Annotated in this window: 17 protein-coding genes; 11 read left to right on the top strand and 6 right to left on the bottom strand. The window is 40.3% G+C overall.

Features of this window, described 5'->3' with window-relative positions:
• Position 1 precedes the first annotated feature (1 nt).
• Complete coding sequence (locus RFX69_RS06870; RefSeq protein ID WP_289332860.1) at positions 2–475, bottom strand: DUF523 domain-containing protein; 474 nt, start codon at positions 473–475, stop codon at positions 2–4.
• A 522-nt stretch (positions 476–997) separates the two neighbouring features.
• On the opposite strand from RFX69_RS06870, the gene hppD reads away from it, so the two are divergent.
• On the top strand, positions 998–2053 hold the full coding sequence (gene hppD, locus RFX69_RS06865) for a 4-hydroxyphenylpyruvate dioxygenase (RefSeq protein WP_000353163.1): 1056 nt from the start codon (positions 998–1000) through the stop codon (positions 2051–2053).
• 65 nt (positions 2054–2118) lie between these two features.
• Here hppD and RFX69_RS06860 read toward each other — a convergent pair whose 3' ends face one another.
• The 4 genes from RFX69_RS06860 to fahA form a co-directional block, all read right to left on the bottom strand.
• Positions 2119–2898, bottom strand: a complete 780-nt coding sequence (locus RFX69_RS06860; RefSeq protein WP_000568800.1) for an IclR family transcriptional regulator — start codon at positions 2896–2898, stop codon at positions 2119–2121.
• A 299-nt stretch (positions 2899–3197) separates the two neighbouring features.
• Positions 3198–3746: a VOC family protein gene (locus tag RFX69_RS06855; RefSeq protein WP_000141646.1), complete on the bottom strand. Its 549-nt coding sequence runs from the start codon at positions 3744–3746 to the stop codon at positions 3198–3200.
• A 17-nt stretch (positions 3747–3763) separates the two neighbouring features.
• Positions 3764–4396, bottom strand: coding sequence for a maleylacetoacetate isomerase (maiA, locus tag RFX69_RS06850; protein ID WP_000781238.1), 633 nt, complete (start codon positions 4394–4396; stop codon positions 3764–3766).
• Positions 4383–5690: a fumarylacetoacetase gene (gene fahA / locus RFX69_RS06845; protein WP_032061084.1), complete on the bottom strand. Its 1308-nt coding sequence runs from the start codon at positions 5688–5690 to the stop codon at positions 4383–4385. The genes maiA and fahA overlap by 14 nt, the downstream gene beginning before the upstream one ends.
• 358 nt (positions 5691–6048) lie before the next feature.
• On the opposite strand from fahA, the gene RFX69_RS06840 reads away from it, so the two are divergent.
• From RFX69_RS06840 to zigA, 3 genes are all read left to right on the top strand, one after another.
• Positions 6049–7437 (top strand): amino acid permease, encoded by a 1389-nt coding sequence (locus tag RFX69_RS06840; RefSeq protein ID WP_000107088.1) that lies wholly within the window; start codon positions 6049–6051, stop codon positions 7435–7437.
• Between the two features lie 163 nt (positions 7438–7600).
• Positions 7601–8284, top strand: a complete 684-nt coding sequence (locus tag RFX69_RS06835; protein WP_032061085.1) for a D-Ala-D-Ala carboxypeptidase family metallohydrolase — start codon at positions 7601–7603, stop codon at positions 8282–8284.
• A 142-nt stretch (positions 8285–8426) separates the two neighbouring features.
• Positions 8427–9692, top strand: a complete 1266-nt coding sequence (gene zigA / locus RFX69_RS06830; protein ID WP_289332959.1) for a zinc metallochaperone GTPase ZigA — start codon at positions 8427–8429, stop codon at positions 9690–9692.
• A gap of 33 nt (positions 9693–9725) precedes the next feature.
• Here zigA and RFX69_RS06825 read toward each other — a convergent pair whose 3' ends face one another.
• Positions 9726–10838: an acyltransferase gene (locus tag RFX69_RS06825; RefSeq protein WP_289332960.1), complete on the bottom strand. Its 1113-nt coding sequence runs from the start codon at positions 10836–10838 to the stop codon at positions 9726–9728.
• Positions 10839–11190: 352 nt separating this feature from the next.
• On the opposite strand from RFX69_RS06825, the gene hutC reads away from it, so the two are divergent.
• From hutC to hutG, 7 genes are all read left to right on the top strand, one after another.
• Positions 11191–11943, top strand: a complete 753-nt coding sequence (gene hutC / locus RFX69_RS06820; RefSeq protein ID WP_001138319.1) for a histidine utilization repressor — start codon at positions 11191–11193, stop codon at positions 11941–11943.
• Entirely contained in the window at positions 11940–12515 is a 576-nt protein-coding gene (locus RFX69_RS06815) for a HutD family protein (RefSeq protein ID WP_289332961.1), read from the top strand. The genes hutC and RFX69_RS06815 overlap by 4 nt, the downstream gene beginning before the upstream one ends.
• A gap of 250 nt (positions 12516–12765) precedes the next feature.
• The gene (gene hutU, locus RFX69_RS06810) at positions 12766–14442 is read left to right on the top strand and encodes a urocanate hydratase (RefSeq protein WP_000214181.1); all 1677 of its coding nucleotides are present in this window, start codon (positions 12766–12768) and stop codon (positions 14440–14442) included.
• Between the two features lie 87 nt (positions 14443–14529).
• The gene (hutH, locus tag RFX69_RS06805) at positions 14530–16068 is read left to right on the top strand and encodes a histidine ammonia-lyase (RefSeq protein ID WP_000421600.1); all 1539 of its coding nucleotides are present in this window, start codon (positions 14530–14532) and stop codon (positions 16066–16068) included.
• A 64-nt stretch (positions 16069–16132) separates the two neighbouring features.
• Entirely contained in the window at positions 16133–17545 is a 1413-nt protein-coding gene (locus RFX69_RS06800; RefSeq protein ID WP_000081464.1) for an amino acid permease, read from the top strand.
• Between the two features lie 51 nt (positions 17546–17596).
• On the top strand, positions 17597–18802 hold the full coding sequence (hutI, locus tag RFX69_RS06795) for an imidazolonepropionase (protein WP_289332962.1): 1206 nt from the start codon (positions 17597–17599) through the stop codon (positions 18800–18802).
• A 10-nt stretch (positions 18803–18812) separates the two neighbouring features.
• Entirely contained in the window at positions 18813–19733 is a 921-nt protein-coding gene (gene hutG / locus RFX69_RS06790; protein WP_001016884.1) for a formimidoylglutamase, read from the top strand.
• The last annotated feature ends 111 nt before the right edge of the window (positions 19734–19844 follow it).

The raw sequence follows: 19844 nt of genomic DNA, 5'->3' as shown, positions 1-19844 counted from the left end.
ATCAACAAAGAGGATGTGCTGCTAACCATTCTTCAATCTCATTTTCAGAAATCACTTCAAAACCATGGCGCTGTAACAGTGCCGTGGTAATCCCAACACCCGTGATCTTCTCGCCTTGGAAAGTACCGTTATAAATTTTTTGACTACCGCAGGACGGACTGTTTTCTTTTAAAACCACACAAGTTGCTTGTATTTGCCGTGCAATATCTAAAGTACGGTAGGCGCCTTTTAAATATAGCTCAGTCACATCTAAACCAGATGAATCTATGATTCTTGCCTTGCCATCAAGCACATTTTGCCCCGTACCCCCAACAATTTCTGCAGGTAACCTTGGAGTAGTAAAACCACCTAATAACTCTGGACAAAGTGCATGCGCTTTTTTATTTAAAAATAATTGCTTAAGTGTAGTGTGTAAGCAAGAGCGGCCATCGTAGCGTACAGGCTCCCCAATTAAACAGGCACTGATTAAAAGCATGATTTTTCCGCCCTTAGAACTTTAAAAGCCATGTGAGTGTACCCAATGATTTATAAAATATGAAATCTAAAACAAGCACAAACAAACGAAGTAATTTGATTAATAAATTACACAATTCATAATTAAATTATGTATTGCATAATTTAATTGTTTTTAGTAGCATCTGTTTTAAGGTAAATGGCCATTGGAGGTCCAACAAGGATGTTGGCCTCCATAAATCTAGGAATAACTTTAGGAAAAGACGATTTTTAAAGGTTTATTGAAAAATCTCAATCGTACTTTTAGATAAGAAAGGACAGTGTGTATGGAAAACAAACACCATATAGAAGGGAAATTAATCATCAGCTTTGCGCTCACTCAATCTTCGTTTTAGTTATTGGTTTTTTTCTCATAGGATGCGTTGGGCTAAGGCATTTTGACGGTTCAAACATACTCCCAGCAAATGCGTATTCTATAGAGAAAGGAGCTGACCAGATCAGCATGAGAAGTAAACGGATCAGGTAATTACCAGAGGGAAACTAGATGGATATTTTAGAGAACCCATTAGAATTATGCGGTTTTGCATTTATTGAGTTTGTTTCAAAAGAAAATGAATTAGATCCAATTTTTGAAACAATCGGCTTTTCAAAAGTAGCCAAGCATAAATCGAAAAAAGCGTACTTATGGCGTCAAGGAAATATCAATATTATCCTGAATTATCAGCCAGAATCTTATGCTTCATTCTTTTTTAATGAGCATGGTCCATCTGCTTGTGCGATGGGATTCAAAACTCGTGATGCAGCAAAAGCTTTTAAAAAGGCGGTTGAGCTTGGTGCAGAACCAATGTACTCAAAAGTTGGGCCAATGGAGCTTAACATTCCGGCAATTAAAGGTATTGGTGGCATGCCAATCTTCTTAGTTGACCGCGATATTTATGAAAATGACTTTGTTTTCTTTGATGATGCGCAGCGTAACCCTGAAGGTGCGGGTTTAAAAGAAATCGACCACTTAACTCATAACGTCTACAAAGGACGTATGGAATATTGGGCAAACTTCTACGAGAAGATTTTCAACTTCCAGGAAATTCGTTATTTCGATATTAAAGGTGAATATACAGGTTTAACCTCTAAAGCATTAACTGCACCAGATGGCATGATCCGTATTCCTTTAAATGAAGACTCAGACAAGGGTAACGGTCAAATTGCAGAATTCTTAGCTGATTTTAATGGCGAAGGTATTCAGCATATCGCGTTTATTTGTGATGACTTAATTTCGACTTGGGATAAGTTAAAAGGCTTGGGTCTTAAGTTTATGACACCACCGCCAAATACGTATTATGAAATGCTTGAAGAGCGTTTACCTGAACATGGTGAACCAACTGAAGAGTTAAAACAACGTGGTATTTTATTAGACGGCAGTACTAAAGATGGCCAGAAGAAGCTTTTATTACAAATCTTCTCTGAAAATATGATTGGGCCAGTCTTCTTCGAATTTATTCAACGTAAAGATGACGACGGTTTCGGTGAAGGTAACTTCAAGGCATTGTTTGAATCGATTGAACGTGACCAGATTCGCCGTGGTGTGCTCGAAGCAAAATAAGTTTTGCTTTGTCTCTAATCTAAAAAAACCAAGAGCAATGCTCTTGGTTTTTTTATGGCTATTGATTAGCGGCTTTTAATATATTGATTAATTGAATTAATCTCATTTTTAAGTGTTTCAATAATTTTACTTTGTGGGTCAACAGGTAAAAACATTTCGCTATCAAGCGCCACAATACAAAACTCAATCCCTTGGTTTGAGTTAAATACTGGCAGGCCTACTGCGTTAATACCGGTAAGTAAATCACCTTTCGCCGCAGACATTTGTTGTTGGCGGATCGTCTCTTTAAGTTCTAAAAATTCTTCCCAGTTATGTGGCGCAATGTTTAGCCCAAGTTCCTGATGTTTTTGCCACTCAGTTTCTAATAAAGGACGAACAAAATGCTCAGGAAGGTAAGAAGCAAATAAACGCCCAGCAGCAGAATTGACTAAAGGCATAATTGAGCCAACTTTGGTCACAATCGAAATTGGGTGGTTAGATTCAATCGATTGAACCACGACAGGGCCTTTGGGTGACCACTTACTAATTTGAATACCACAGCCAATTTTGCTTTGTAAGTCGTAAATTAAATGTTGTACTAACTGTAAAGTATCGCTGTGCTGAATGCAGTTTAAGCCTAAACGCCATGCTTGATCACCTAAGGCATATTGGCCATCCTCAAGTTGTTTGGCGTAATCCATGCGAATTAAGCTCACCAAGTAGCGGTGTACTTTGGCAGGATGCATCTCAAGCTTACTAGATAAGTCTTTGAGAATAATGGGTTGATTGTGCTCTAAAAGGGCATTTAGTACGGATAAGCCAACTTCAAGTGATTGAACCCCCCCAGATATTTTTTCTTCAATCATTTAAATACCCTTAATCGATTTACTTCAGCAGTTAAACAGTTTTGTTCAGAACATAAATTGGCATTGATGCGTTTTACATCATGCCTGAGCCTATAGAAAAATAGAAATCACCTTTTTCTATTAGCGAAATTCACATGTTTAATAATCCACAATTTTTACAAACACCTTCATCTTACATTTATAGCGTAAATTGATAGAGGTTTAGTAGATTTAAACAATATAAATCGGCATTGATATAGAACAGTTCATTCAAACTATTCCCATCAATGCCGACTTTTAAAACGATTGCTTTGAAAGAATTACGCGCCTAATTCTTCTTCATGCAAGAAATGAGTATGGTGTGGAGCGCGTTTGGTTTTGCTCCATTCCTCTAACATTTCAGTTTTCATTTCTTCAGTAATTTTTGCAATTTTTTCTTCAGCATGTGCATCGTTATAAGTCAGTTCTAAACGATGTCCATTTGGGTCAAAGAAATAAATTGAGTGGAAGATACCGTGGTTGGTAATACCTAACACTTTAACGCCGTTTTCTTCCAAATGTTTTTTGGCAGCTAAAAGAGCATTTAAATCTTCAACTTCAAAGGCAATATGTTGCACCCATTGAGGCGTATTTTCATCACGGCCCATTTCTGGTTGGGTTGGCAATTCAAAAAATGCTAAAACATTGCCTTGGCCTGCATCTAGGAATAAATGCATATACGGGTCAAAGGCTTTCGTTGAAGGTACATGGTCTTCTGCAAAAGCTAAGATAAAGTCCATGTTGAGCATTTTTTTATACCACTCAACAGTTTCTTTCGCATCCTTACAGCGATATGCAACGTGATGTATTTTTTTAATGGCAAATGTCATGTTGAAACTCCTTTTTACTATTCCCAATCTGGTTGTTGTTCTGGCGCCGCGTTATAGAAGGCTGGGATAGACAAACAATGTTGATAAATTGATTCAATTTTTGGAAACGCCGACAAATCAATCTTGAAGCGTTTCGCGTTGTAAACCTGTGGAATTAGGCAGCAGTCGGCAATGGTTGCGTGTTGTCCAAAGCAAAATTGTCCATTTGAATCTTGAAGTTGCTGTTCGAGTGTTTGAAAGCCTTCAAGAATCCAGTGCTGATACCAGTAATTTTTTTGTTCGTCCGAAACATTTAAATCATTTTTTAAATATTTCAGCACGCGTAAGTTATTTAACGGGTGAATATCACAGGCAATCGCCTGTGCAAAAGCACGGATTTTGGCTCTCTCTTTCACATCATTTGGAAGTAATTTGGTTTCAGGATATTGTTCATCCAGATATTCCAAAATACTTAATGACTGTGACAGGGTTAAATCGCCGTCCACTAAAGTTGGTACTAAGGCACTACGATTTAACTTTAAATAGTCTTCACTTTGCTGCTCATTTTTAACTAAATGAACGGGTACAGTTTCATAAGCGAGACTTTTAAGGTTGAGACCAATCCGTACTCTGTAAGCTGCAGAGCTACGAAAGTAACTATACAGCTTCATAATTAGGCTCCGAAGTTTCTGCAAAATCAAAAGTTAATGCAGGAAGTACCGTATTTCGGACTTCACCAAAACCAATACGGATACCATTTTTCTCACAGTGGCCTTTCATGATGAGTGTGTCGCCGTCTTGCAAGAAACCACGAGTTTCACCATTCGCAAGTGTTAGAGGCTTAGTGGTGTTCCAAGTCAACTCAAGCAAGCTACCATAAGAGTCAGGTGTAGAACCAGAAATAGTACCTGAACCCATTAAATCACCGACCTGAACGTTACAGCCTCCAATGGTGTGGTGAGTTAGCTGCTGAGCCATAGACCAATACATATATTTAAAATTAGTACGGCAGATCACATCAGGTTGTGTTGATTTCGGGCTTTGAATTTCAACACTCAAATTAATGTCGTAACTATTCGCGATATTTTCTTGTAGATACGCTAAAGGTTTAGGCTCTTGTTTTGGGCCTTCCACTTTAAATGGCTCAAGTGCTTCAAGCGTGACGACCCAAGGAGAAATCGAACTTGCAAATGTTTTCGCGTTGAAAGGGCCAAGTGGAACATATTCCCATTGCTGGATATCGCGTGCTGACCAGTCGTTTAGCAGAACCATGCCAAAAATATGATCCCATGCATCTTCAATGGCGATTGGTTGACCTAATTGAGTTGGTTTCCCCACAATAAATGCAGTCTCAAGTTCAAAATCGAGCTTGCGAGTTGCTGAGAAAACCGGACGTTCTTCATTTGGAAGTTTAATCTGACCAGAAGGGCGTACGACGTGAGTGCCACTGACTACAACAGAGCTAGCACGGCCGTTATAACCGACAGGCAACTCGCTCCAGTTTGGAAGCAAAGCATTTTTAGGGTCACGGAACATACAGCCTACATTGGTTGCATGTTCTTTAGAAGAATAGAAATCGGTATAGCCAGGAACTTGAACAGGTAAATGTAAAGTCACGCTGTCTTGCTTGACTAAAACTTCCTGACGTAATGCTTCATTTTCTTGAAGCGTTAAATTATCAACTGAAAGAAGAGACTGTAGCGTTTTACGAACTTTAGACCAATTGGCTTTGCCCGATTCAATAAATTTATTCAGTGTAGGCTGGTTAAAGTAGGTGTCTTGATCTGAAAGTTTTAAAAGACCATGCTTTTCAAGAGCAGCGAGATCAATGACCCAATCACCAATAGCTACACCAACCTGACGCTCGCCTTCGGCTGTTCTACTAAAAATACCATAAGGCAAATTATGAATAGTGAAATCAGATTGAGGTGAAACTTCAATAAAAGAGTTTAGTTTTTGTTCCATTTTCGCTTCCTTGTCTTCATCTCGCGTCTTATACAAATAAAAGTTCGGTCTAGGGACTGAGCTACTCAATAAGTTTTAACCGTTATTTAGATCATCTTTTTACTTATGAGTTTGATAGAGACCGAGAACAACCAATTACTTCATGGTTCTTATAATACTGAATTCATCAAATTACGCAATACATAATTTAATTACACATTGCATAATAATTGTTATTTCTTGCATTTTCTGTTTTCATGCGCGGTTGTGAGAAAAGTAACGCAATTATTTTTTCATCAATCTCTATGAAAATCCGATTAATTTATGATATACGTAATTTATTGGAAAAAAATTACGTGACAAGGATGAGAATAATCATATGTCAACACAAGAGCAAGGAAACCTGAAACATGGTTTGAGTAATCGTCACATCCAGCTGATTGCGTTGGGTGGAGCGATTGGTACAGGGCTGTTTCTTGGTATATCACAATCGATTAAATTGGCAGGTCCATCGGTAATCTTGGGTTATGCGATTGCAGGATTTATTGCTTTTTTAATGATGCGCCAGCTCGGTGAAATGGTCGTAGAAGAACCTGTAAGTGGGTCTTTTAGCCACTTCGCTTACAAATATTGGGGACCTTTTGCAGGCTTCATGTCAGGATGGAATTACTGGGTACTCAATGTACTTGTGTGTATGGCAGAGTTAAGTGCAATTGGTCTTTATATTCAATATTGGTGGCCGCAAATCCCAACCTGGGCATCTGCTCTAACGTTCTTTATTCTCATTAATGGTATCAATTTACTGCATGTTAAGTTTTTTGGCGAAATGGAATTTTGGTTTTCAATTGTCAAAATCTTAGCAATTTTAGCCATGATCGGTTTCGGTTCATATTTACTTGCAACCGGCACAGCAGGGCCTCAGGCCAGTATTTCTAACCTTTGGGCATTAGGTGGTTTCTTCCCATTTGGTATTGAAGGCTTGGTTATGGCTATGGCTGTGATTATTTTTGCTTTTGGCGGTATTGAGCTTTTCGGTATTACTGCTGCTGAAGCGCGTGATCCAGACAAAACTTTACCTAAAGCTGTAAACCAGATTATCTATCGTATTTTGATTTTCTATATTGCGACACTTTTTGTTTTATTCTCATTATTTCCATGGAATCAAATGGCAGAAGGTGGCAGTCCTTTTGTGATGGTCTTTGCCTCTTTAGACAGCCAAGGTGTTGCGACATTATTAAATTTCGTTATTTTGACAGCTGCAGTTTCCGTCTATAACGGAACCAGTTATTGCAGTAGCCGTATGCTTTTAGGTCTTGCCCAGCAAGGTAATGCACCGAAAGCTCTTGCCCGTATTAATAAACGCGGTATTCCAACCAATGCGGTTCTAGTCTCTGCATTTGTGACGGTATTGTGTGTTTTACTGAATTATATTTTCCCTGAAAAAGCATTCGGTTTACTCATGATGCTTGTCGTAGCAGCGATTGTAATTAACTGGGTTGTGATTTCATGGACACATTTAAAATTCCGTAAATTTATGCAACGCCAAGGTCAAACGACTAAATTCCCAAGCTTCATGTATCCATTTAGCAACTATCTTTGCATGGCATTCATGCTTGGAATTTTAGTTGTGATGTCTTTAACGCCAGACATGCGTGTGGCAGTTATGATGATTCCAGGATGGATTTTGTGTTTGATGGTGGCTTATCAATTTAAGCGCCGTAAAATAAAAGCTGAGCAGCCTGTACATGCTTTAGAAGCCGATATGTAAACAGATCTTAGTTAGAAGCTAAAGAGGACGTATAAATACGTCCTTTTTTTATTTTTTAAAATTTACAACAGAAATTAAAGGATTTAATAATTGTTATATTATAACATTTCTGAAATTAAATGATTAAAGGCTTCCAGATGTTTAGGGAAGATAGAATATATTTATGAAGCGTTATTTAGGTTTACTCGTATTATCTCTGGCGGCTTGTAGTACTCAAACACCCCAGCCGACGATTACTCATCGCTCTCCCTCTTTGCCTCAACCCTCTAAAACTGTGGTTAAAATCAAACAACAGCCTGAAGATTATGTCGTTTGGATCGCAACTGCAGATCACAGACAGTCTGTACAAGCTTATAAGCAATTTCTTAAGCAAAAAGGACTTGCCGATTTAGTTCCAGACCACGAGTTATTACGTTCAGCCCGAGACTGGCAAAAATGTGGAGTTGAGCCTTACGCAGTGCCACCACGCGAGATTTGGTCCAACATTGTTCCGACGCTCAATATATTAAAAGCATTGGTTGACGATGGCGTAATTAATGATTTTGAAGTGACTTCGGTCTATCGAGCTTTAGCTTTAAACCGCTGTGCAGGTGGTGCTGATGCTTCCCGACATGTCTTTAATGCAGCACTTGATTTTAGAATTGGGCCAGAACAGCCTAGCGACTTAGACCAGTTCAATATTCAACAAACTAAAACCAAGCTTTGTCAGTTTTGGGCCACAAAAGGCCAAGCGCTTAATATGGGACTGGGTGTTTATGCTTCAGGACAAATCCATATTGATAGCCAAGGTTTTAGAGCATGGGGGCCAGACCATCACTATAGAACCTCAATTTGTCAGGGACTATAAAAGCAACTTTTTCAAAGACTAAGTGATTTGGCTTAGATAAAACTGGAATAAAAACTTGATCAATAGTTATGTTATAACATAACATTATTGTGGTTTAGAAATAGATTACGCCTGTGATCTGGCCATATTTAAATGGCCAGCCATGATCAGTTTAAATATTATTCAAAGAGATCAAGCCATGCACACTGCAATCGCCAACTCATTTGCCAAGCTTCCCGTCACTGTTTTATCGGGCTTTTTGGGTGCAGGAAAGACCACATTACTCAACCATATTTTAAATAATCGCGAAGGCCGCCGTATTGCCGTGATTGTTAATGATATGTCTGAGGTGAATATTGATGCGGCTTTAGTACGCGAAGGTGGGGCAGAGCTTTCAAGAACAGATGAAAAACTGGTTGAAATGAGTAACGGCTGTATCTGTTGTACGTTACGAGAAGATTTATTGGTTGAGGTGAGACGCTTAGCCGATGAAGGGCGCTTTGATCAATTGGTGATTGAGTCAACAGGTATTTCAGAGCCATTACCTGTGGCAGAAACTTTTACTTTTGAAGATGAAGATGGAAACTCACTCAATGAGTTTGCTCGACTCGACACTATGGTTACGGTAGTCGATGCGTTTAACTTTCTTAAAGACTACAGTTCAGTTGACTCCCTACAACAACGCGGCGAATCATTAGGCGAGCAAGATGAGAGAACTGTGGTTGACCTGCTTATCGATCAGATTGAGTTTTGTGATGTGATTGTGCTGAATAAAATTGATTTGATTGATCAAGCTCAGCAAGACCAGCTTATCGCCATTTTAAAAACGTTAAACCCGCGTGCCCGAATTGAAATTGCTCAATTTGGAAAGGTCGCTTTAGACAAAATCTTAAATACACAGCTATTTGATTTTGATGAAGCCGCGCAAGCACCGGGCTGGTTAAAAGAGTTACGCGGCGAGCATACACCTGAAACTGAAGAGTATGGCATTAGTAGCTTTGTTTACCGTGCCCGCCGACCTTTCCATCCCGAGCGTTTTTATGATTTGGTACAGGCTGAATGGCCGGGAGTCGTGCGTTCTAAGGGCTTTTTCTGGTTGGCTGCCGAACCGACATTGGCTTATTCATGGTCACAAGCAGGTGCAATAGCTCGACACGGCTTGGCAGGTTATTGGTGGGCCGCCGTTGCAGAAGAAGACTGGCCGAGTGACCTAGCCAGCATTGAAGAAATTAAGAAAAATTGGGATGCTCGCACAGGTGATGCCCGTCAGGAGCTGGTGTTAATTGGTATGCAAATGGATGAGCAAGCCTTAATACAACGCTTAGATCGTTGCTTGTTAAGTGATGAAGAAATGGCTTTAGGTCCGCAAGTTTGGCAGAGCTGGTCTAATCCTTTTAAGCAAGAAGATGAAACCATGTTGATTGCTTAATTAAATAAGCCCCTATTTTAAAGGGGCTTATTTTTATGATTTATCTTTAATAAAAACCTTTCGAATGTAGCTGTTAAGTGGGGTGGAATAGTATTTTTCTATTGCTGCGCTAATGATAAAAGTCAGAACCAAATAGCCAATTAAAAGCATAATTTTGATGCTAGAGTCGGTTTGAGCCGGAACAAAAGCAACTTTCATAAGGCCCAGCACAACCAGATGAAACAAATAAGTTTCGTAACTTCTTTGCCCCAACCAGACTATCACTTTGGTAAATAGATTATGTGCTTGTGTTTCGGAAGGATGTTGGAAACACAAAATGAGTAAACCTGTGGCAAGAGCAAATAAGCTAATACCCCATGTACTGACTTCTTTAATGGGCGCATATAAATATAGAGCGGTCATACTCAAAATAATCAACCATGAAAGAGGTTTTTTATAGGTCCAATCTGGTCGATAGGTATGAGAAAATATCGCCGTTAAACAACCAATTGCTATACCATCAAAACTCGAAAAATAATGATATAAATAGGCACCGCTTTCTTCTCCAAAATGGAGAGACCTAAAATAAGGTCCATATAAAATCACTCCAACAAGTACAGTAATAAAGACCTTATTACTACGCGTAAGTAGACACAATAATGGAAAAACAAAGTAAAAAACTTCTTCTACAGAGAGCGACCACAACACGCCCAAAGCGTAGTTTACCCAACCAAATTTAATAATCAGGATATTCATCCAGAAGGTTAAGGCTGCAAATATGGTTAAAGGATAAGAGACCTCAATGCCATTCGGTGCTTGGTTCATAAAGGGTTTTAAGTCAAATGAACCAAGTATGCTTACACCTAAAATGAGTAATACCAGACACGGTAAAATACGTGCTGCCCGTCGGATATAAAAATGCTTGAGGTTAATTGCAGAAAATTGTTTGTCTCGTTTTAAAGTGTGATGGGTAATTAAAAAACCCGAAATCACAAAAAACATGGTGACGCCATAATTTCCGTTTCTTGCGATGACTGTGCTAAATGCTTCACCTAAAAAATCAAAACCTAACCATGTATCTTTGAGTTTATAGGGAATATTAAAATGATGTAAAAGAACCAAAAGGATAGAAATTCCTCGAAGAATATCTATTTTATAATTACGCATTCGATGTGCTTCCAGTTTTATTAATATACTGTGTGGCAGAAGAATACTATCGATCAGTTATTTTAAATAAAAATTTTAAGCATCATTTCGTAAACCAGAAAAAATGATATTTTTGTTTTCTAGGATGGGGCACTGGCTTAGCAGAAATAACTATTAAATAAATATTGATAAAGCCTTTATATATTTGAATTTCTCTACATAAAACTTTAAATTAGCTCTTGTCGAGCTATGTTTATTTTTTAAACTTTTTAAAATATATTTAATTCATAAATTAACATGTTGTATGTGGTTGTATATACATAGCATGTCAACTAAAATACCTTTTTGCCTGCTGCCTTTTTGAGTATTTGTTATGCCCAGAACATCAAAACAAGAACATACTGAGCTTTCGATTGAAGCTGATAGTCCAGTTCCTTTATATCAGCGCGTAAAACAGCTGATTTCACAAAAGATTTATGAAGGCTCTTGGGCTGTAAATAAAAAAATTCCTTCGGAAAGTGAACTGGTTAATCAACTCGGCTGTAGCCGTATGACGGTAAACCGTGCGCTACGCGAGTTAACAACAGAAGGCTTACTTGTTCGAATTCAGGGTGTTGGTTCTTTCGTTGCTGAAGGGCAAGGCCGAACTGCACTTTTCCAAATTAACAATATTGCCGATGAGATTATTGCACGAAACCATAAGCACCATGCTGAAGTTTTAGTCTTAGAACAAATTTATGCAAATGCAGAGCAAAGCGTGTTAATGCAGACTCGCGAAGGGCAAAAATTATTTCACTCGATTATTGTGCATTATGAAAATGATGTACCTGTTCAGGTCGAAGATCGTTTAGTTGATGCAGCACTGATTCCAGATTATTTAGAACAAGATTTTAAAACCATTACCCCAAATGCTTACCTCATGGCAAAAGCACCCGTGACAGAAGGTGAACACATTGTTGAGGCCGTTTTAGCATCACCTCAAGAGTGTAAGTGGTTAAAGATTACTAAAGCTGAACCGTGTTTACTCATCCGGCGTCGCACATGGTCAAACAAACAACTCATTTCAAGTGCACGATTGATTTATCCGGGCAGTCGCTATTATCTCGAAGGGAAATTTAATCCATGATTGAATTGATCAGGGCCGATCAATATACAAAAATGCTTTGGAAAAATGGTGCAGGCTTTACTTTAGAAATTGCTCGAAGCCAAGGTGAAGCCGACTTTGAGTGGCGCATTTCGATGGCAGATGTAACAACTTCTGGGCCATTTTCGTTATTTCCCAATAAGCAACGCATTATTAGCGTACTCGATGGGCAGGGCATGGTAGTGCATGTCGATAACCTTCCTGCCAAAAAGCTGAAACAGGGCGATATTTTTGCTTTTCATGGTGAAAGTCAGGTCCAAAGTGGACTGGTAGACGGTGCAATTCGGGATTTAAATTTAATTTATGATCCTGCAAAGTTTCATGCCCGTTTTCAGTGGTTGAATGAGGCAGCGGAGCAGGCATTTATAAGCTCGGCAGACCTGATTTTTATTTTTAATCAGGGTGGTGAAACGGAAGTGAACGTTGATGATGATTTTGTTCAGCTTGCTGCTCATGAGACGCTAAAAATTGAGAAAAATGCTAGTGTCACATCAATCAATTTTCCAAAAAAACAGTTCCAAAGTTGCTATATCATTGAGTTAATTCAACGTTAAAAAGATATAGTTTACTGATTAAAAAGCACATGTCTTGTTAGAAGACATGTGCTTTTTTATATCAGATATAAAAATAAATTAATTTAATTCATAAGCTTATTCAATTTCTTTAAAAAAATACGAGCAAGCCTCTTCACGCCGAAAAATATTTGTGTAGTATATGGATGTATATACAAGTTAATACATTACTATACAAATGCAGAAACAAGTGATGTTCTGCTGATGTAAGCTCAAAGGAAGGAGTCCGACTGTGACAACAACGACAACAAAATTTCGTGATGTAGAAATTCGTGCACCACGCGGCACTGAATTAACGGCTAAGAGTTGGTTAACTGAAGCCCCATTGCGTATGTTGATGAATAACCTTGATCCGGACGTTGCAGAAAACCCGAAAGAGTTGGTGGTATACGGTGGTATTGGCCGTGCAGCACGAAACTGGGAATGTTTCGACAAAATTGTAGATACGCTAAAAAATCTTGAAACTGACGAAACTTTATTAGTTCAATCAGGCAAACCAGTAGGTGTATTTAAAACTCATAAAGATGCGCCACGCGTTTTAATTGCAAACTCAAACCTTGTACCGCACTGGGCAAACTGGGAACACTTCAACGAGTTAGATGCAAAAGCACTTGCAATGTACGGTCAAATGACAGCAGGTTCATGGATCTACATTGGTAGCCAAGGCATTGTACAAGGTACTTATGAAACTTTCGTTGAGGCAGGTCGCCAACATTACAATGGTGATTTAAAAGGTCGTTGGGTTCTTACTGCTGGTTTAGGCGGTATGGGTGGTGCTCAGCCTTTAGCTGCAACACTTGCAGGTGCATGTTCTTTAAACATTGAATGCCAACAAGCAAGTATCGATTTCCGTTTACGTACCCGTTATGTAGATGAACAAGCAACTGATTTAGACGATGCTTTAGCGCGTATTGATCGTTATACAAAAGAAGGTAAAGCAATTTCAATCGCACTTCATGGTAATGCTGCTGAAATTTTACCTGAGCTTGTACGCCGTGGTGTACGTCCAGACATGGTAACTGACCAAACAAGTGCACACGATCCACTTAATGGCTACTTACCAGTAGGCTGGACTTGGGATGAATACCGTGAACGCGCGAAAAAAGAACCGGAAGCTGTTGTAAAAGCTGCAAAACAGTCGATGGCAAAGCATGTACAAGCGATGCTTGATTTCCAAAAAATGGGTGTTCCAACATTTGACTATGGCAATAACATCCGTCAAATGGCGAAAGAAGAAGGCGTAGCAAATGCTTTTGATTTCCCGGGCTTCGTACCTGCATACATCCGTCCGTTGTTCTGTCGCGGTATTGGTCCATTCCGTTGGGCAGCGCTTTCTGGTGATCCGGAAGATATTTATAAAACAGATGCCAAAGTTAAAGAGTTAATTCCTGATGATGAGCATTTACATCACTGGTTAGACATGGCTCGTGAACGTATTAGCTTCCAAGGCTTACCAGCGCGTATTTGCTGGGTAGGTTTGGGCTTACGTGCAAAACTTGGTTTGGCATTTAACGAAATGGTTCGTAGCGGTGAATTGTCTGCACCGATCGTGATTGGTCGTGACCACTTAGACTCAGGTTCGGTTGCAAGTCCTAACCGTGAAACTGAAGCAATGCAAGACGGATCAGATGCAGTATCAGACTGGCCTTTATTAAATGCATTGTTAAATACAGCAGGCGGCGCAACTTGGGTGTCTCTACATCATGGTGGTGGTGTAGGTATGGGCTTCTCTCAACACTCAGGCGTTGTGATTGTGTGTGACGGTACAGATGAAGCTGCTGCACGTATTGCTCGCGTACTAACCAATGACCCTGCAACAGGTGTTATGCGTCATGCCGATGCAGGTTATGAAATTGCGATTAACTGTGCCAAAGAGCAAGGCCTACACTTGCCAATGATCACGCAATAAAAATACATGGAAGAACTGGCGGTGCTTTTTGCAATTGTGAAAAGCACCGTCTCAGCAGAATATAGTGCAAAAAATTAGGAAGCCAACATGGAATTACTGATCCAACCGGGAAAACTGACCTTAGCCGATTTACGTCAAGCTTATCTCAACCCAATTAAAGTTAAACTAGATGAAAGTGCTTCATCTGCAATTAATGCAAGCGTGGCTTGTGTAGAGCAAATTGTAAATGAAGGACGTACAGCTTACGGTATTAATACAGGTTTTGGCTTACTTGCTTCAACTAAAATTGCGCCTGAAGATTTAGAAAAATTACAGCGTTCATTAGTTCTTTCGCATGCGGCAGGTGTAGGTGAAGCACTTGATGATGCAATGGTTCGTTTAATTATTCTATTGAAAGCAAATAGCTTGGCACGTGGTTTCTCTGGTATTCGTCGTAAAGTCATTGATGCTTTGTTGGCCTTAATTAATGCTGAAGTTTACCCACACATTCCACTGAAAGGTTCAGTAGGGGCTTCTGGTGACTTGGCACCCCTTGCACACATGTCTTTGGTTTTACTTGGTGAAAGTAAGGCACGTTATAAAGGTGAATGGTTACCAGCAGTTGAAGCTTTAAAAATTGCAGGTTTGGAACCAATTTCTTTAGCAGCTAAAGAAGGTTTGGCACTTTTAAATGGTACGCAGGTTTCGACAGCTTACGCTTTACGCGGCTTATTTGAAGCAGAAGATTTATTTGCTGCCGCGACAGTTTGTGGTGGCTTAAGTGTTGAAGCAATGCTTGGTTCACGTGCACCTTTCGATGCGCGTATTCACGAAGTACGCGGCCAACGTGGTCAAATTGATGTGGCTGCGGCTTATCGCGATTTATTGACTGATTCGAGTGAAATTTCTCGTTCACATGAAGAATGTGGCAAAGTTCAAGACCCATATTCTTTACGTTGCCAACCACAGGTGATGGGTGCATGTTTAACTCAAATCCGTCAGGCTGCTGAAGTATTAGAAATTGAAGCAAATGCCGTATCTGATAACCCACTTGTGTTTGCTGAACAAGGTGACGTGATTTCTGGTGGTAACTTCCATGCAGAACCTGTTGCAATGGCGGCCGACAATTTAGCATTGGCAATTGCAGAAATTGGTTCACTGTCTGAACGTCGTATTTCGATGATGATGGACCGTCATATGTCACAGCTTCCACCGTTCTTGGTGGCAAATGGTGGTGTTAACTCGGGCTTTATGATTGCTCAAGTGACAGCTGCTGCTCTTGCGAGTGACAACAAAGCGCTTGCACATCCTGCAAGTGTGGATAGCTTACCGACTTCAGCCAACCAAGAAGACCATGTATCGATGGCTCCAAATGCTGGTAAACGTCTTTGGTATATGGCTGATAACGTTCGCGGCATTTTAGCTGTTGAATGGTTAGGCGCTTGTCAGGGTCTAGACTTCCGTGAAGGTTTAAAAAGCTCGCCTAAACTTGAACAAGCTCGTAAAATCTTGCGCGACCAAGTTCCTTACTACAGTGAAGACCGTTTCTTTGCTCCTGATATCGAACAGGCTAGTGAATTGCTTGCGAGTGGTTGCCTAAACGAGTTACTCATTCCAAAACTACTCCCTAGTTTATCTGAAGTGTGATTGATAAAACGGTCACATGGAGTGGCCGAATCCAACTAAATTTCCTCAAGGATTGGAGATTATAATGTCACAAAACTCCACACTACAGCGGGGCTTAAACACCCGCCACATTCGTTTCTTGGCATTGGGCTCAGCAATTGGAACTGGGCTTTTCTATGGTTCGGCAACTGCTATTAAAATGGCAGGGCCTTCAGTATTACTTGCGTACATCGTTGCAGGGATTGCAATTTATATTGTGATGCGCGCACTGGGTGAAATGGCAGTCCATAACCCTGTCTCTGGCTCATTTAGCCACTATGCTTCTCAATACATTGGTCCTTTGGCCGGCTTTACGACAGGCTGGACTTATGTTTTTGAGATGGTGATTGTTGCAATTGCCGATGTCACTGCGTTTGGTATTTATATGGGGTTCTGGTATCCCGATGTCCCACGGTGGATCTGGATTTTGTCTCTCATCATGTTCTTGGGCGCGATTAACCTCATTCATGTGAAAGTCTTTGGTGAACTCGAATTTTGGCTCTCAATTGTCAAGGTGAGTGCCATTGTTGCCATGATTTTAGGTGGCTTAGGTTTGATGTTCTATGGCTTCCATGCTGACCATAGCAGTGTAGTGCCAGGGATTCAAAACTTATGGATCTATGAAGGCTTTATGCCACATGGCATTGCAGGCTTGGTTGCATGTTTATCTGTAGTGGTATTTGCTTTCGGTGGTATCGAAATTATTGGTATTACAGCAGGTGAATCACAAGACCCGAAAACTACTTTACCTAAAGCAATTAATGCTGTTCCGGTACGTATTTTACTTTTCTATGTACTGACTATATTTGTACTCATGTCGATTTTCCCATGGAACCAGATTGGTAGCCAAGGCAGTCCGTTTGTACAAATTTTTGAAAACTTAGGCATTAAATCTGCTGCAAATATTTTAAATATTGTGGTGGTAACTGCTGCAATTTCGGCAATTAACAGTGATGTGTTTGGTGCAGGCCGTATGTTGTACGGTATGGCAAATCGTGGTCAAGCACCTCGAATTTTCCAAAAATTATCGCGTAATGGTGTGCCTTGGATGACTGTTGTGGTTATGGCTGGCGTGCTGTTAATTGGTGTGGTGCTGAACTACCTGATTCCTGAAAATGTGTTTGTCATCATTGCATCAATTGCAACGTTTGCAACTGTTTGGGTATGGCTCATGATCTTGCTTTCGCAAGTGGCAATGCGCCGTAAATTATCTACTGCTGAAATTAAGGCACTTGATTTCCCTGTATTTGGCTGGCCATATGCCCCTGCTTTTGCAATCGGTTTTATGGTGTTCATTTTAGTGATGATGGGCTACTTCCCAGATTCGCGTCCTGCAATTTATGTAGGAATCACTTGGCTTGCTCTCTTAACTATTGCTTATCGTATTTGGGTAAAACCAGAGCAAAGCTTGGGAAAGGAAAGTGAGCCTGTCCAGCAAAACATAGAAATGGAAAGCTAACAAATCAGCTGCCCAATAGTTTTACTGTTGGGCAGTTTCGAGGATAGGCTAATGAAAAAACTTTGGCAAAACTGCCATATTGCCACCATGCAAAATGGGCAATATTCCTACATTGAAGATGCTGCAATTGTCACAGAAGGGCATCTCATCCACTGGATTGGAAAACAACAACAACTTCCTGCCGACACTTATTCCGAAACAGTTGACTTAAATGGCGCTTGGGTAACCCCAGGGTTCATCGACTGTCATACGCATAGCGTATTTGGTGGTAACCGTAGTGTTGAGTTTGAAAAGCGCTTACAGGGCGTGAGTTATGCTGAAATTGCTGCAAGTGGTGGCGGTATTGCCAGTACTGTTCGTGCAACCCGAGAAGCCAGCGAAGAACAATTACTGAACTCAGCCCTTAAGCGTATTCGCTGCATGCAACAAGACGGTGTAACCACCATTGAAATTAAGTCTGGCTACGGACTCAACTACGAAAACGAGCGCAAAATGCTGCGTGTGATCCGTCAAATTGGTGAAAAATTACCGATGACGGTAAAAAGTACGTGTTTAGCTGCACATGCTTTACCGCCAGAGTACAAAGACCAAAGCGACGCTTATATCGAGCATATCTGTACAGAAATGCTGCCTAAACTGCATACTGAAGGCTTAGTCGATGCTGTTGATGCTTTCTGCGAGCATTTAGCATTTTCGCCAGCTCAGGTTGAACGCGTTTTTAAAACGGCACAATCATTGGGGCTACCCGTTAAACTTCATGCTGAACAGCTTTCATCGCTAGGTGGCTCAAGCTTAGCAGCACGTTATCATGCTTTGTCGGCCGACCATTTAGAATACATGACTGAAGATGACGTCAAAGCAATGGCAGCGTCAGGCACAGTTGCAGTGTTATTACCGGGTGCCTTTTATTTATTGCGTGAAACCCAATACCCACCGATTGAAAGTCTGATTAAGCATGGCGTGCGTATTGCGCTATCGAGCGATTTAAACCCCGGCACATCTCCGGCACTTTCTTTGCGTTTAATGCTGAACATGGGTAGTACGCTATTCCGTCTGACACCTGAGCAAGCATTAGCAGGTGTCACTATTCATGCTGCACAAGCGCTCGGTTTAGAGCAAACACACGGTAGTTTGGAGCAGGGTAAAGTCGCTGACTTTGTCGCTTGGGATATTGAGCATCCATCTGAAATTGTTTACTGGCTGGGCGGAGATTTGCCTAAGCGAGTCGTTCAGCATGGACAAGAAGTTATTTTTTAAACGGTGTCACATGAATCACACATTTAAATGGCAAGGCCGACATGATGGCGAGGGTGAAGCACATCAACGTATTCACCATATTGTGAACACCACCCAACATGCTGAATTTGCCCTGATTGGTTTTAGCTCTGATGAAGGCGTGAAACGTAATAAAGGCCGAGTTGGTGCTGCCGACGCACCAGATGCGATTCGTACCCAACTTGCTAACTTACCAATTCATCGTCCAGTCAGTATTGTCGATTTGGGGACGGTGACCTGTGAATATGGCAATTTAGAGCAAGCACAAAGCGAATTAGCTGAACAAGTCGCAAATAGCCTAGAACATGGCTTAAAACCTGTTGTATTGGGCGGTGGACATGAAGTTGCATTTGGCAGCTTTAGCGGTCTGTTCCAATATGTACAAGCCCACGCACCAGATAAAAAAATCGGCATTATTAATTTCGATGCCCATTTTGATTTGCGTGAAGCAGAGCATGCCACCTCTGGAACACCTTTTTTACAGGCAGCTCGTCTTTCAGAACAGTATCAAAAACAATTTAATTATTTATGTATTGGGGTTGCCAACCATGCCAATACTAAAATTTTGTTTGATACTGCCGATGCGCTGAATTGTTCATATTTACGTGATCATGAGGTTAATATTTTTAACCTAAACAACGTGCTTGCAGCGGTTGATGCTTTTATTGAAAAAGTAGACTGTTTGTACGTTACGATTGATCTAGATGTATTCGCGGCTGCGGTTGCACCGGGAGTCAGTGCACCTGCTGTAAAAGGAATTGATTTAGCGACTTTTGAAGCAATTTTTAAGCATATTCAAGAGACTGGCAAAATCAAACTTCTAGATATTGCTGAGTGCAATCCAAAATTTGATTTAGACAATAGAACAGCAAAACTGGCTGCCTATATTGTTTATCAATATTTGTTTTCTTGAGAAACAATTTTTAATGTAGAAATGAAAAAGTGCACTGAGATCGCTCATGTGCGCTTTTTTTTTGACTTTCTGGTAAATTAAAGTCAGATACGGAATATAGATAGCAACTAT

This window comes from Acinetobacter sp. 148, from assembly GCF_031196675.1.
In the GTDB taxonomy this organism is placed as follows: Bacteria; Pseudomonadota; Gammaproteobacteria; order Pseudomonadales; family Moraxellaceae; genus Acinetobacter; species Acinetobacter baumannii.
This window is presented reverse-complemented; position numbering and strand designations above follow the sequence as displayed.

Coding starts and splice junctions, on each gene's coding strand:
- hutH (WP_000421600.1), top strand. CDS start 14,530: ATGGAATTACTGATCCAACCGGGAAAACTGACCTTAGCCGATTTACGT.
- RFX69_RS06840 (WP_000107088.1), top strand. CDS start 6,049: ATGTCAACACAAGAGCAAGGAAACCTGAAACATGGTTTGAGTAATCGT.
- RFX69_RS06835 (WP_032061085.1), top strand. CDS start 7,601: ATGAAGCGTTATTTAGGTTTACTCGTATTATCTCTGGCGGCTTGTAGT.
- RFX69_RS06825 (WP_289332960.1), bottom strand. CDS start 10,838: ATGCGTAATTATAAAATAGATATTCTTCGAGGAATTTCTATCCTTTTG.
- zigA (WP_289332959.1), top strand. CDS start 8,427: ATGATCAGTTTAAATATTATTCAAAGAGATCAAGCCATGCACACTGCA.
- RFX69_RS06800 (WP_000081464.1), top strand. CDS start 16,133: ATGTCACAAAACTCCACACTACAGCGGGGCTTAAACACCCGCCACATT.
- RFX69_RS06860 (WP_000568800.1), bottom strand. CDS start 2,898: ATGATTGAAGAAAAAATATCTGGGGGGGTTCAATCACTTGAAGTTGGC.
- hutI (WP_289332962.1), top strand. CDS start 17,597: ATGAAAAAACTTTGGCAAAACTGCCATATTGCCACCATGCAAAATGGG.
- fahA (WP_032061084.1), bottom strand. CDS start 5,690: ATGGAACAAAAACTAAACTCTTTTATTGAAGTTTCACCTCAATCTGAT.
- RFX69_RS06855 (WP_000141646.1), bottom strand. CDS start 3,746: ATGACATTTGCCATTAAAAAAATACATCACGTTGCATATCGCTGTAAG.
- RFX69_RS06870 (WP_289332860.1), bottom strand. CDS start 475: ATGCTTTTAATCAGTGCCTGTTTAATTGGGGAGCCTGTACGCTACGAT.
- hutC (WP_001138319.1), top strand. CDS start 11,191: ATGCCCAGAACATCAAAACAAGAACATACTGAGCTTTCGATTGAAGCT.
- maiA (WP_000781238.1), bottom strand. CDS start 4,396: ATGAAGCTGTATAGTTACTTTCGTAGCTCTGCAGCTTACAGAGTACGG.
- RFX69_RS06815 (WP_289332961.1), top strand. CDS start 11,940: ATGATTGAATTGATCAGGGCCGATCAATATACAAAAATGCTTTGGAAA.
- hutG (WP_001016884.1), top strand. CDS start 18,813: ATGAATCACACATTTAAATGGCAAGGCCGACATGATGGCGAGGGTGAA.
- hppD (WP_000353163.1), top strand. CDS start 998: ATGGATATTTTAGAGAACCCATTAGAATTATGCGGTTTTGCATTTATT.